The sequence below is a fragment of the Metabacillus sp. SLBN-84 genome (assembly GCF_053629595.1).
The window spans coordinates 2,112,507-2,125,446 of sequence record NZ_JBRJIP010000001.1; the positions used below are offsets into that span (position 1 = coordinate 2,112,507).

Genomic DNA, 12,940 nt, shown 5'->3' on the forward strand with positions numbered 1-12,940 from the left:
TCAGGCTGAGAGTGCGGCTAACTGCTGCAGACCGGATGAACCTGTTGGATAATGCCAGCGCAGGGAAATTATAGGGATACCTGTAAGCACTTTGCCGCGGCATAGTGCTTATTTATATTGGAGGGGAAACGATCATGTCCATTCAAGCAGAATTAATTTTGGAGAAAGTGAGAGAACAAAATCCGCTTGTGCACAACATAACAAATACAGTTGTCACAAATTTTACGGCAAACGGGCTTTTGGCTCTTGGGGCTTCTCCCGTCATGGCCTATGCCAAAGAAGAAGTGGCGGATATGGCTAAAATAGCGGGTGCAGTCGTACTGAACATCGGTACTTTGGATGAGAGAATAGTAGAGTCGATGCTGATTGCAGGGGCATCTGCCAATAAGCATGGCGTTCCGGTTATTTTAGATCCGGTTGGAGCAGGGGCAACACCTTACAGGACGGAAACGGTCAAAATGCTTGCCGAAACGCTGGACATTGCAGTGATCCGGGGCAATGCTGCAGAGGTAGCAAGTCTTGCCGGTGAAAACTGGGAGATAAAAGGGGTCGACTCAGGTGCAGGAGGGGCAGGAGATGCTTCATCACTTGCCGTTAAAGCTGCAAAGCAGCTGAACACCGTTGTTGTGATTACCGGAAAAACGGACTTTATTTCAGACGGTGAACGGCTTTTCAGCTGCAATAACGGCCACAAGCTTCAGACTAAAGTGACTGGAACAGGATGTTTGTTAAGCTCAGTTGTCGGAGCGTTTTGTGCAGTTGAAAAAGAGTATGTTTTTGCCGCTGCTGCCGCTGCCGCTGTCTATGGATGTGCTGCAGAAGCAGCAGTGGAAAGGCTGAACAGACATGAACCTGGCAGCTTTCAAATCGAGTTTTTAAATAAGCTTTATTATCTTGAGCCAAAAGCTTTGAGAGAACGCATGAAGCTTGAGGAGGTGCTTGCATGAGTGTTGCAAGAGCATTAACTATAGCAGGTTCTGACAGCGGCGGGGGCGCAGGAATACAGGCTGATTTAAAAACATTTCAGGAGCTCCGTGCATTTGGCATGTCGGCTATAACAGCAGTGACAGCTCAAAATACCCTTGGCGTGCACGGCGTGTACCCGCTTTCGGCAGAAGCGGTCATTAAGCAAATAGAAGCGATAGGTACAGATCTTGGAACAGATGCACTGAAAACAGGCATGCTTTTCAGCAGTGAAATCATTGAAGCTGTTTCTGCCCAGATTAAACGATTCGGCTGGGAAAAGGTTGTCGTTGATCCTGTTATGATTGCAAAAGGAGGTGCGTCACTCCTGCAGCAGGAAGCGATTGACTCTTTGATCACTCATCTCCTGCCTATCGCACTCGTTGTTACCCCGAACATTCCGGAGGCAGAGGTTCTCTCAGGCATAAAAATTGAAACGATTGAAGATCGGAAACGTGCTGCAGAAAAGCTGCATGCATTTGGAGCAGGATATGTGGTGATTAAAGGCGGGCACGCAGAGGAGACTGAGCAATTAATCGACATGCTCTATGACGGCAACGAATTTTTCTTTTTTGAGAACGAACGGATTCAAACTGTAAACACACATGGGACAGGGTGTACGTTTGCCGCTGCGATTACTGCCGAGCTTGCTAAGGGGAGCAGTGTTCCGGCTGCAGTTCAGCTTGCAGCCGATTTTATTCATGCCGCGATAAAAAAAGATCTCAAGCTTGGTAACGGACACGGTCCAACGAATCATTGGGCCTATCAGGAAAAAAGGACGGGACGATATGGAAAGCAGCATACTTAGGCAGAAACTGAACCTGTATTTTATCATGGGAAGCACCAATTGCCTGAAAGAACCTGAAGACGTGCTGCTCCAAACTATAAAAGGCGGAATCACGATGTTTCAATACCGTGAAAAAGGAAAAAATGCACGCACAGGAATGGATAAACGCGAACTTGCACGAAGTCTCCAAAAGATTTGCGCTTTGCATGCCGTTCCCTTTATTGTCAATGACGATATTGACCTTGCAGTCGAACTTGATGCTGACGGGGTGCATATTGGACAGGACGACGCTGATGCGGGGGAGGTGCGAAAAAGAATCGGGAGCAGGATTCTCGGCGTTTCTGCCCATACGATGGCAGAGGTGAAAAAGGCAATGAAAGATGGTGCGGATTACATTGGGGCAGGGCCCATATATCCAACTGCAACGAAGGAAGATGCTGAACCTGTAAAAGGGACCCTTTTGATTGAAGAAGTAAGAAAGGCGGGGATTTCCATTCCCATTGTCGGCATCGGCGGAATAACATCAGCCAATGCCCGTGCTGTTATAGAAGCAGGAGGGGACGGAGTTTCCGTGATTTCAGCTATTAGCCTGTCCGAAGATCCATGCAGAGCAGCGGAGAAATTACTAAAATCTGTTCATTAAAAAAACATCGGGCACATTCAATTTGATGTGCCCGATGTTTTGCTTATTTGGACTTTTTAACTAGTTGGACAGCATCCTTGGAAAGATAGAATCTGTCTTTCGTTTGAACCGTTACACTGTCGAGCTCAATTTCTTTGCCGTTCACAATGGCAAGATCTTTATTCACTGGAAATTCAGCTGTAGTTTTTCCTTTTTTCACTACTAGAACAGGGTTGTTTTTATCCTGAGCATTTACAAATACTTTTGCACCCATTGCTTCAAATGCCGTTTTTGCGTCAACAAACAGTTTTTTGTCGAGCTCTTTTAAATCAAAGCCCATGGCTGAAGCTGTAATATGGGCAATGTCAGTGTTCTCAACAAAGCCAATCGGTTTACCTGGTCCATACGAATACATGAATAAGTCTTCTCCAGTATGCCCGCCTGACGTAAAGCCAATGTTTGCACGTTCAGCAAGGAGCTCAACGAGCGTTTTTGCAAGATTCTTGCTGTCATTAATCGCTTGTGTTTCTTCAGCAGTCGGGTTCTTAATTCCGTAAAGTGCTGCCACTTCCAATTTGTTTGACTGATCAGGCTTTAACTGCTTCATAGCTCCTTCAAGAGTCAATTCTGCTTCTTTCAAAGGATCTATATACTCAGACACCGGGATGGAAGGGTAGTCTGCACTGGTATTCTGGTTGCCGATTGAAATACCGCTGTTGCCGTGATCAGAAAGAGCGATAACCATTGTATTTTTATCTTTTTTTGCAAAATCCAGCGCTTCTTTAACTGCTGCATCAAATGCCAGCGTATCGCTGATCATGCCGATCGGATCATTTGCATGGGCAGCCCAGTCCGGTTTGCTTCCTTCTACCATCAGGAAGAAACCGTCTTTATCTTTAGAAAGCGTGGAGATTCCCTTTTTCGTCATTTCTGCAAGAGTGGGCTCATTCGGATTTGTAGTCTCACGGTCCATATCATAGGCTAGAGCAGCTGGTGCGAACGCACCCCAAAGCTTGCTTGATCTCGAATTTAAAAGCTCCTCGCGGGATTCAATGATGTCATAGCCTCTGTCTTCTGCAACTTCAACCAGATTTTCTCCATCTTTCCGGCTGTTTTTGGCCGTTCCTGTTGTCAGAGAATCTTTTCCTCCTCCTAAAACAACATCAATATCCTGATAGATTTGCTGTTCGGCAATATTGTCATACTCTCCCCGGTGGGAAGCATGAGATGAAAAAGCAGCAGGTGTGGCGTGCTGAATTTCAGAAGTGGAGATAATTCCTGTTGCTTTGCCGCTTAACTTAGCACCTTCAAGCACATTCGCAACAGGCTTGTGGGGCTGATCGGCAATTGAACTGTCAAGTCCGGGCGATGAAACTGTTTCAGGCAGAACACCGACAAACTTATCATTTGATTTATTTCCGGTTGCCATAGCAGTGCCTGCTGGAGCAGAATCTGTAATCGCTGATTCTGCCGAATATGTACGAACCCCTCCGGTTAAGATTTCATCCATAGCAAGAGGACCGCCTTTATACCATCTTGATAGAGTAGTAGTCGATGAACTCACGCCATCCATGACAAGAACAATCACATTTTGCGCTTGCGGTTTAGCTTTCTTTGCTTCTGCTTTTTCATTGGCTGCCGTGAATCCCAGGGATCCCGCTGCGAGCGTGCCGGCAAGAGTGATGCCGAGGATTTTTTTGTTTAAAGTCATCATTTAGCCTCCCGAATATTTGATCTAACTTAAGAATATCGATAATACGTTAACCACGTATGAAAGGTTTGTAAAAGGAAAATAAACACATGATTACGGGAATGTAAAGGTGATGCATAAGGAGGGGGAGGAATCTCATAGGTTAAATAAAAAAAGATAATAATAATATTATGTTAACTAAACAGGATCATCTATAAGGCATCAGCCATGGGGGGCTATATTGTCCTAATGAAATATACAAACCAGAGTATTTGCAGGAAAATAGCTCCATTTTAAAAAATCAGCAAATCCTGCAATCTGGGCAGGATGAACTGAATCATCTAAACTCCATTGACATTGATAATCATTTTCAATTAATATTCACTTGTAATCAGATATTTTGAAGCGGCGGTCATGCCGTTTTTATTTTTAAATGAGAATGAGAATTATTATCATGTTGAAAAGGGTGATTATTTATGCTGACCAATGAGTTTTATTTAAACAGCCAAAACAAAAGAGAATCAAATGCAAGATCGTATCCGCGGAGAATACCAATCGCCATCAGTGAAGCGGAGGGGATTTATATAAAAGATGTTGAAAATAAAACTTACATAGACTGTCTGGCAGGGGCAGGAACGCTTGCCATTGGACATAATCATCCGGTAGTGATCCAAGCAATGGAGAACGTGATTAAAGGAAAACGGCCACTTCATACACTGGATCTGACAACTCCCATGAAGGAAGAGTTTGTTGAAGAGCTTTACAATACATTGCCGCCTTCATTTGCAGAACATGCAAAGATACAGTTTTGCGGACCTTCTGGATCAGATGCGATTGAAGCTGCGATGAAGCTTGTTAAAACAGCAACAGGCAGAGGAGGCATGCTTTCTTTTCAGGGCGGATACCACGGCATGACAAATGGCTCTCTCAGCCTGATGGGAAATCTTGGACCGAAATCCAGTATTCAAAATTTAATGCCTGATGTGCACTTCCTGCCGTATCCGTACTCTTACCGCTGTCCATTTGGCATTGGAGGAGAAGAAGGGGCCGCCGTTGGTTCAACCTTTATTGACCGGACGCTGAATGATCCTGAATCTGGAATTGTTAAGCCGGCCGGGATGGTCATGGAGATTGTGCAGGGGGAAGGCGGAGCCATACCTGCACCTGACGAATGGGTAAGAGAAGTGCGGAGGATTACTGCTGAACAGCAAATACCGCTTATTGTAGATGAAGTTCAGACAGGCTTTGGAAGAACCGGAAAAATGTTTGCTTTTGAGCATTCAGGGATTACACCAGATGCGGTGGTCTTGTCAAAAGCGATTGGCGGAACGCTTCCTTTAGCAGTGGTCGTCTATCATAAAGATCTGGATCAATGGGGCCCTGGCGCTCACTCCGGCACATTCCGCGGAAATCAGCTGGCCATTGCTGCAGGTACCGCAACGATGAAGTTTATCAAACAGGAAAAACTTGATGAACAGGCAGCCATACTTGGAGAATTTCTGATGCTTCGGTTAAAACAGATGAAACAGGAGCTCTCAAGTATTGGCGACGTGCGCGGTCTTGGACTCATGGTTGGTGCGGAAATCGTGGATAAAACGGATTCTGCTGATGCTTTGGGAAGCTATCCTGCACATCCTGAGCTTGCTAAACGAATTCAGGAGGAATGCTTTAAACGCGGACTGATCCTCGAGCTTGGCGGGCGCCACGGCAGCACTGTCAGATTCCTTCCGCCGCTGATTATCACAAAAGAACAGCTTGAGACGGTTTGCGGGCTTTTCTATGAAGCCGCTCTTGCAGCAGAAAAAGAATTCATTCCAAGTTTCGTATAAGGAGTACACCAATGACAACGATCTTACAAACTGCATTTGACCGGTATTTCCTGACCAACTCAAAGGAGAGTCTTGAAGAATATCAGTCAGTCATGAATCAAGCGATGGAAACACTGAAATCGGTTGTTCTTGAACAACCGCCTTTTAGTGGAGCAGAGCCGCAGCGAATAAAAGAGACACTTCAATCTCACTTTCCAAATGTGCATCCTAACGAGGCAATGAACTCTGAACTGCTTTTTCAGAAGCTTAACGCAGCTGTCGGGAAGCACAGTATTTCGGTCCATCATCCGTCATGTGCCGCCCACCTTCACTGTCCGCCCATGCTGCCGGGGCTTGCAGCAGAAGTGCTGATCTCAGGGTTAAACGTTTCGATGGATTCCTGGGATCAAAGCGGAGCCGCAACAATGGTGGAGCAAATGATGATGGATGGGCTGTGCCGCCTGTTTGGACTTCCAGAAGGGGACGGGGTCATGACAAGCGGGGGAACACAATCCAATCTGATGGGACTGATGCTTGCCAGAGAGCATGCCTGCATGAAGCTGTGGAACTGGGATGTCAAAAGGCAGGGCCTTCCGCCGGAACAGCACAGGCTGAAAATTCTCTGTTCAGATGCGGCACATTTCTCTGTGCAGCAGTCCGCCGCCGTTTTAGGACTCGGAGAAGATGCGGTCGTTCCGGTTAAAACCGATCATGCCCACAGAATGTGCATGAAGGACTTAGTCGAAAAACTCCAGGAGATGAGGACAGCAGGGGAGTATCCATTTGTCCTATTCGCAACAGCAGGAACAACGGATTTTGGAGCAATCGATCCTCTAAGGGAAATGAGCCGTGCCGCAAAACAATACGGCCTTTGGTTTCATGTGGATGCAGCTTATGGGGGAGGCCTCATCATGACAGAGCTGCATAAGCATAAATTAACCGGAATAGAAGAGGCCGACTCCATAACGGTCGATTTTCATAAAATGTTCTACCAGCCAATCAGCTGCGGAGCGTTTCTCGTCAAAGAACGAAGCTCATTTGCATATATGAAACGCCATGCAGACTACCTTAATCCAGAGGAAGACGATGTGCCGAACCTGGTCGGGAAATCTCTGCAGACGACAAGAAGGTTTGACGCCTTAAAACCATTTTTATCGTTTCAGCTTATCGGTAAAAACGAGTGGTCAGATATCATTTGCCGCACACTTTACCTTGCAAAAGAGGCATACTCGATGCTTAAGAGCGACGGAGCATTCACACCTGTGCATGAACCGGAGCTGAGCACGGTTGTTTTCAGATATACGGGTGAGGGCAGGTTTTCAAATGAAATAGAGGATCTCCTTAACAGCCGGATCAGGGACAGGCTGCTGAATGACGGCGAGGCGATTATTGCCCGTACAAAAGTGAATAACCGCGTCTGTCTCAAATTTACGCTATTAAACCCTCTATTAAAGACAAATCATCTCTCGCATTTACTGCAGCGAATAAAAGAAATTGGAAGATATGAATCGGGGAGGCTGAAGGATGAACAGAATAGAAGCTAGGAAAGCTGCAGAACAGGCTGCACTGCAAAGCTACTTGAATTGCTACATAAGAGAAACCGGAATGGGAAGATTCACAGAAGATGCACCATCAGAACTTGCAAATGTTCATTCAGGAAAATGGCTGCATCTTCCTCTCAAAAAGAGGCAGGAGGATTTGTACATACCTGCTGTTTATGTTTCAGAGACTGGCAGACATCTATTTCATGCTGTTTACTATCAATCTGAAAAAATGGACTTTCCTGCTTTTGCAGAAAAAAACGCTGGATGAATTGACCACAGGCGAGCAGGACGGGAAAAAGAACGATCTGCTTGAGCGTATTTCACAGAGCTGCAAGCTGATGACGGAATTTATTTACGAAAGATCTGCGGATGAAAAAGAGTTGTACAAGACTGATTTTCAATTTCTTGAGGCCGAGCAGGCACTGCTTTTCGGACACCTCCTGCACCCTGCGCCAAAAAGCAGGGAAGGAATGAACGATGAGGATATCAGGACCTATTCACCTGAACTGAAGGGGGCATTCCCGCTTCACTATTTCAGGGTTCCTGCCGATTTAATCTATTCCAGATCCCTGCTTCCGCATTCAGCCATTCGGCAAATAAAGAAGATGGTGAACGATGATCCGGAAATCTCAGAGGCGTTCAAAAGCAAGTACGCACAGGAAGACGGGCATGCTTTAATTCCGCTTCATCCATGGCAGGCTCACTATGTTATGGGGGATGCTAAAATTAGAAAGCTAGCAGATCAGGGCATTTTAGAAAATCTTGGGCAGCACGGCCGTTCTTACTTTGCAACTTCCTCATTAAGAACGGTTTATCATCCGGATGTCCCGTTCATGCTGAAGTTTTCACTGAACATCAAAATTACAAATTCAGTCCGAACTAATTTAATGAAGGAACTGGAACGGGGGGCTGAGGTGAAAGAATTGATGGAAACACGCCTCGGGCAGGAAATGGCCGATAAGTTTCCAAATTTCAGCTTTGTGCATGATCCTGCCTTTTTAACATTAAAACTGCCGGACAGAAACGAATCCGGTTTTGAGGTCATTCTTCGGGAAAATCCTTTTTACGGCGGGGACGCAAATCAGGCAGCTGCCGTTGTATCGTTATGCCAGGATGGACTGAAAAGAGGCTCATCCAGACTCTCAAGTGTAATCAGGAAAATGGCTGCCGAAGAAAACCGTCCGACAAACGAAGTGAGTGAAGACTGGCTGAAGAAATACCTCGCGATTTCCATGAAGCCTGTCCTGTGGCTGTATCTGGAGAAAGGCATTGCGCTTGAAGCTCATCAGCAAAACAGCATTGTGAAGCTGAAGGGAGGATATCCAGAGAGATTCTATTACAGGGATAATCAAGGGTTTTACTTCTGCGAATCCAAAAAAGAGATTCTTGAATCCTATCTTGCCGGAGCAGGGAAAAGAAGTGAAACCGTTTGTTCAGATGCAGTGGCAGATGAGAGGCTGAGCTATTATTTCTTTTTCAATCATTTGTTTGGTCTGGTCAATGCTTTCGGTACGGCGGGACTCGCAGACGAACGAAGACTGCTGAAGATCATTCGGGAGGAAATGGAAGACTGGGCTGTTCCAGAGGGCCATCCATCACAGCTGATCAAGAACTTTCTCGGAAAAGAAAATCTGCCATGCAAGGCGAACCTCATGACAGGCTACCACGATTTAGATGAGCTTGTCGGCCCGCTTGAAACGCAGTCTGTTTATGTGAAGGTACAGAATCCTCTTTTTACTAAGGAGGCAGTCGCATCACTATGATTGAGCAAATAACAGATACAGAGATAACATTCAGAGAAGCTGAATTTGAAACAGATACCGTCATGCTGCACAGATGGCATCATGAGCCGCACGTCATCCCTTACTGGAAGCAGAATTTTCCCTTCAGTCAGTATGCAAAGCATCTGAAGGCCCTGCTTTCTGATGAGCATCAAACGCTGTGGATCGGCGCAGTGAACGGGAACGAAATGAGCTACTTTGAAACATACTGGGCAATGGAAGATCCGATCAGCGAGTACTATGAGGCAGCTCCCTTTGACCAGGGCGTGCATCTGCTCTTTGGCGACCCTGCCTATCTTGGCAGGGGGCTCGCAGCGCCAATGCTTATGAACATCATGCAGAGAATGTTTTCAGACATGAGAACGGCTCGTATTGTCGCAGAGCCTGACATCCGCAACGAAAAAATGATTCATATTTTCGAAAAGTGCGGGTTTTCAGCCGAAAGAAAGCTTGATTTGCCTGATAAACAGGCGTTGTTTATGGTATGTACAAGAGAAGAATTTGAACGGAGGGTGAACGGTGATTTATGACGTAATTGGTGCAGGGCTGGGGCCGTTCAATCTTGGGATGGCAGCCCTGCTTGATGAAACAGAGGGTATTGAGGCCTTGTTTTTTGATCAAAAGCCCGGATTTTCATGGCATCAAGGTATGTTAATTGAAGGAACGACTCTGCAGGTCCCGTTCATGGCTGATGCCGTGACGATGGTGAATCCTGCAAGCAAATACAGTTTTCTGAATTACCTGCATGAGCAGAAACGCTTGTATCATTTTTACTTCCTGGAGTCATTTCATATTCCCCGCAGAGAATACAACCACTATCTTAAGTGGTTGTCGGAACAGCTTTCTTCCTGCCGGTTCGGCAAAAGAGTGATGGATGCAGCTGAACATCCTGCAGGCTATGAAGTGGTTGTTGAGGATGTTTTAACTGGAGAAAGAGAAACATTTTTAACAAAACATGTGGTGCTTGGAATGGGGAGTGCTCCTTCTATTCCGGACTGGACAGCTTCTGGAAACAGAAATCTTTATCATTCTTCTGAATTCATGGACAGACGAAAAGAAGACTTGGGAGCATCGGTTGCTGTAATCGGATCAGGCCAAAGCGCTGCTGAGATTTTTCTGGAGCTTCTGAGAGGTCAGGAAACCGGCGGATATAAGCTGAACTGGCTGACGAGAACGGATGGATTTTTCCCGATGGAGTACTCAAAACTCGGTCTTGAACATTTTTCTCCGGACTACACGGATTATTTTTATCAGCTGCCGCAGAATCTCAAGGATCAAATTGTGCCAGCGCAAGATTCTCTTTACAAAGGGATAAGCGCTGATACGATTGCAGAAATATATAACCTCCTGTATGAAAGGACAATTGCCGGAAGTAAGCCTGACGTACAGTTGCTTGCCAAAACGGCTGTGATGGATATTTCATGCAATGGGGAAGAACTCGAGCTTGCCTGCTATCAGCGCGAGCAGGCTGAATCGTTTGTTCTTTCAGCAGATACCGTTATTGCAGCCACAGGCTACAAAACCGTCTGGCCAAAAGCATTCAGCAGGCTTGCCGGAGCTATGAAATGGGACGAGGCCGGGCGCCCGGTCATTTCAAGGGACTATCAGGCTGAGATGAACACGCCTCGGGCTCTGCACAGTGTATTTATTCAAAACGGAGAGCTTCACACGCACGGAGTAGGAGCGCCTGACCTTGGCCTCGGAGCTTACAGAAACGCACATATCATTAATACCATCGCTGGAAAAGCCGTTTTTGATCTGTCTGACAAAAATGTGTTTCAGCACTTTGGAACAAAACATGTTGCCGGAAAAAAACAACTGGTTTAGGAGAGTGAGAGATATGGAAGCGAACATCAATAAGAAACATTGGTTAAAGGCCAATAAACGGCTGACCGCCAAAATGATTGCTGAGTTTTTATATGAAGATATGATTTCTGCTGTTCAATCGGAAGACTATTATTATCTTGAATGTTCAGGCGCCAAGAAAATCAGATTCAAAGCTGAAAAAAGATTAATGGACAGCTACTGGGTGAATCCGGAATCCATACAAGTCCAATCGGGTAATCAATGGCTTGGTGAGGTAAGTGCTGTTGAATTCCTGCTGCTGATCCAGCAGGATATTGGAATTAAGCCGTTTACGGCTGCTTATCTGATTGAGGAATACAAACGTACACTTCTTGCCGATGTTCACATAATGGCAAAGCAGGAACACCGGTCGACGGAATCCCTTCTTGAGCTGGGATATGCTGAACTGGAAGGAGAAATGACGGGCCATCCGTGGATTACATACAACAAAGGGCGAATCGGTTTTTCCTACTCTGATTACCTCCAATATGCCCCGGAACAAAAAAAGGCCGTGCAGCTGGACTGGATCGCTGTTTCCAAAGACAAAGGCACGTTTCATTCTATTGAAGAAGTTGACTATGAGCAATTAATAAAAGATGAAATTGGTTTGAATGCATGGGAAATGTTTAACCAGAATCTGAGCAGGGCAGGTGTTGAACCTGAAGAATATTTCTTCATGCCGGTGCACGAATGGCAGTGGAACCATATGATCGTGGCGCAGTTTGCTGAAGAGCTGGCTGAACAGAACATCATTTATCTCGGAAAAGGGGAGGTCGAATACCTGCCGCAGCAATCAATCCGTACCTTTGTCAACATGAATGACGAAAAAAAGCACCATGTAAAGCTGCCTATGAGTATATTAAATACTCTCGTATACAGAGGGCTCCCGTCAGAGAGAGTGGTTCTGGCTCCAGAGATCACCAAGCATATTAAGGGAATAAGGGATAATGACCCTTTTCTTCGGGATGTGTGCAGAGTGGTTCTGCCCGGTGAGATCGCAAGCATGAATTACGATCATCCGGATTATTCGACTGTGAACGGGGCACCTTATCAATTTCTTGAAATGCTCGGGGTGATCTGGAGAGAAAATCTCTGCTCATTTCTTGAAGAAGGGGAGCAGGCCATCACTCTTGCGGCCCTTTTATATGTCGGCGAAGACGGTAAATCTTATGCCCTTGAACTTGCTAAAAAGGCCGGCCTCACTGCAGAAGATTGGATCAAACAGCTGTTTGATGTGATCCTTCCGCCGCTGCTTCATTATTTGTATCAGTACGGAACCGTATTTTCACCTCACGGACAGAATACAGTGCTCATCCTTAAAGACAGTAAGCCGCACCGTGTGGCCGTAAAAGATTTTGTAGATGATGTAAACATCAGTGACCAGAAGCTGCCTGAACTGCAGCACATATCAGAAGAACTTAGAAGTGTATTAAGGAGCGAAGCTCCTGAAGGGCTCTGTCAGTTTATCTTTACCGGACTGTTCGTTTGCCACTTCAGATATCTTGCAGACATTCTTCACAGAAGCGGCAAGCTGAATGAATCCGATTTCTGGAGAATGCTCAGAGATGCCATTCTAGAGTATCAGGCAAAATTCCCTGAACTAAACGATCGGTTTGAATTGTTTGATCTTCTGAGGCCATCTTTTAAAAAACTTTGTCTGAATCGGAACCGCATGATTGATTATGGATACGGCGACGGCGACGACAGGCCTCACGCTTCTGAATTCGGCAGGGTAAATAATCCGCTTGCTTCAGGCAAACTTGCAGCAATTAAAAATTAACGAGAAGACGGCAGCATCAGTAAAAGATGTTGCCGTCTTTTTGTATACCTGCTTGAACACCCTCTTAAAACTTGCATAACACTTACAATTACATAAAATCACTTGTATAAACTTATAAAT

11 protein-coding genes are annotated in these 12,940 nt (G+C 45.7%); 10 read left to right on the forward strand and 1 reads right to left on the reverse strand.

Going from position 1 to position 12,940, the window contains the following annotated elements; genetic code table 11:
* Nucleotides 1–134: 134 nt before the first annotated feature.
* From thiM to thiE, 3 genes are read left to right on the forward strand one after another with little or no spacing between them, the layout of a single operon-like run.
* Nucleotides 135–947 (forward strand): hydroxyethylthiazole kinase, encoded by an 813-nt coding sequence (thiM, locus tag RKD52_RS10885; protein ID WP_454099738.1) that lies wholly within the window; start codon nt 135–137, stop codon nt 945–947.
* Entirely contained in the window at nt 944–1,771 is an 828-nt protein-coding gene (thiD, locus tag RKD52_RS10890; RefSeq protein ID WP_454099739.1) for a bifunctional hydroxymethylpyrimidine kinase/phosphomethylpyrimidine kinase, read from the forward strand. The genes thiM and thiD overlap by 4 nt, the downstream gene beginning before the upstream one ends.
* On the forward strand, nt 1,752–2,393 hold the full coding sequence (thiE, locus tag RKD52_RS10895) for a thiamine phosphate synthase (RefSeq protein WP_454099740.1): 642 nt from the start codon (nt 1,752–1,754) through the stop codon (nt 2,391–2,393). The genes thiD and thiE overlap by 20 nt, the downstream gene beginning before the upstream one ends.
* Before the next feature lie 43 nt (nt 2,394–2,436).
* Here thiE and RKD52_RS10900 read toward each other — a convergent pair whose 3' ends face one another.
* Nucleotides 2,437–4,086: an alkaline phosphatase gene (locus RKD52_RS10900; protein ID WP_454099741.1), complete on the reverse strand. Its 1,650-nt coding sequence runs from the start codon at nt 4,084–4,086 to the stop codon at nt 2,437–2,439.
* Between the two features lie 452 nt (nt 4,087–4,538).
* On the opposite strand from RKD52_RS10900, the gene RKD52_RS10905 reads away from it, so the two are divergent.
* The 7 genes from RKD52_RS10905 to RKD52_RS10935 are packed head-to-tail and all read left to right on the forward strand — an operon-like array spanning nt 4,539 to nt 12,820.
* Entirely contained in the window at nt 4,539–5,891 is a 1,353-nt protein-coding gene (locus RKD52_RS10905; RefSeq protein ID WP_454099742.1) for a diaminobutyrate--2-oxoglutarate transaminase, read from the forward strand.
* An 11-nt stretch (nt 5,892–5,902) separates the two neighbouring features.
* Nucleotides 5,903–7,414, forward strand: coding sequence for a pyridoxal phosphate-dependent decarboxylase family protein (locus RKD52_RS10910; protein WP_454099743.1), 1,512 nt, complete (start codon nt 5,903–5,905; stop codon nt 7,412–7,414).
* On the forward strand, nt 7,395–7,682 hold the full coding sequence (locus RKD52_RS10915) for a hypothetical protein (RefSeq protein WP_454099744.1): 288 nt from the start codon (nt 7,395–7,397) through the stop codon (nt 7,680–7,682). The genes RKD52_RS10910 and RKD52_RS10915 overlap by 20 nt, the downstream gene beginning before the upstream one ends.
* Nucleotides 7,618–9,177, forward strand: a complete 1,560-nt coding sequence (locus tag RKD52_RS10920) for an IucA/IucC family protein (RefSeq protein WP_454099745.1) — start codon at nt 7,618–7,620, stop codon at nt 9,175–9,177. Before RKD52_RS10915 ends, RKD52_RS10920 begins: the two co-directional genes overlap by 65 nt.
* The gene (locus RKD52_RS10925; RefSeq protein ID WP_454099746.1) at nt 9,174–9,725 is read left to right on the forward strand and encodes a GNAT family N-acetyltransferase; all 552 of its coding nucleotides are present in this window, start codon (nt 9,174–9,176) and stop codon (nt 9,723–9,725) included. The genes RKD52_RS10920 and RKD52_RS10925 overlap by 4 nt, the downstream gene beginning before the upstream one ends.
* Before the next feature lie 37 nt (nt 9,726–9,762).
* Entirely contained in the window at nt 9,763–11,022 is a 1,260-nt protein-coding gene (locus RKD52_RS10930; protein WP_454101196.1) for a lysine N(6)-hydroxylase/L-ornithine N(5)-oxygenase family protein, read from the forward strand.
* Between the two features lie 13 nt (nt 11,023–11,035).
* Nucleotides 11,036–12,820, forward strand: a complete 1,785-nt coding sequence (locus RKD52_RS10935; protein ID WP_454099747.1) for an IucA/IucC family protein — start codon at nt 11,036–11,038, stop codon at nt 12,818–12,820.
* Nucleotides 12,821–12,940: the final 120 nt, after the last annotated feature.

Bases quoted from the DNA above. Each gene is read 5' to 3' on its own strand.
- RKD52_RS10935 (WP_454099747.1), top strand. From the start codon at position 11,036: ATGGAAGCGAACATCAATAAGAAACATTGGTTAAAGGCCAATAAACGG.
- RKD52_RS10915 (WP_454099744.1), top strand. From the start codon at position 7,395: ATGAACAGAATAGAAGCTAGGAAAGCTGCAGAACAGGCTGCACTGCAA.
- thiM (WP_454099738.1), top strand. From the start codon at position 135: ATGTCCATTCAAGCAGAATTAATTTTGGAGAAAGTGAGAGAACAAAAT.
- thiE (WP_454099740.1), top strand. From the start codon at position 1,752: ATGGAAAGCAGCATACTTAGGCAGAAACTGAACCTGTATTTTATCATG.
- RKD52_RS10900 (WP_454099741.1), bottom strand. From the start codon at position 4,086: ATGATGACTTTAAACAAAAAAATCCTCGGCATCACTCTTGCCGGCACG.
- RKD52_RS10925 (WP_454099746.1), top strand. From the start codon at position 9,174: ATGATTGAGCAAATAACAGATACAGAGATAACATTCAGAGAAGCTGAA.
- thiD (WP_454099739.1), top strand. From the start codon at position 944: ATGAGTGTTGCAAGAGCATTAACTATAGCAGGTTCTGACAGCGGCGGG.
- RKD52_RS10910 (WP_454099743.1), top strand. From the start codon at position 5,903: ATGACAACGATCTTACAAACTGCATTTGACCGGTATTTCCTGACCAAC.
- RKD52_RS10920 (WP_454099745.1), top strand. From the start codon at position 7,618: ATGCTGTTTACTATCAATCTGAAAAAATGGACTTTCCTGCTTTTGCAG.
- RKD52_RS10905 (WP_454099742.1), top strand. From the start codon at position 4,539: ATGCTGACCAATGAGTTTTATTTAAACAGCCAAAACAAAAGAGAATCA.
- RKD52_RS10930 (WP_454101196.1), top strand. From the start codon at position 9,763: ATGGCAGCCCTGCTTGATGAAACAGAGGGTATTGAGGCCTTGTTTTTT.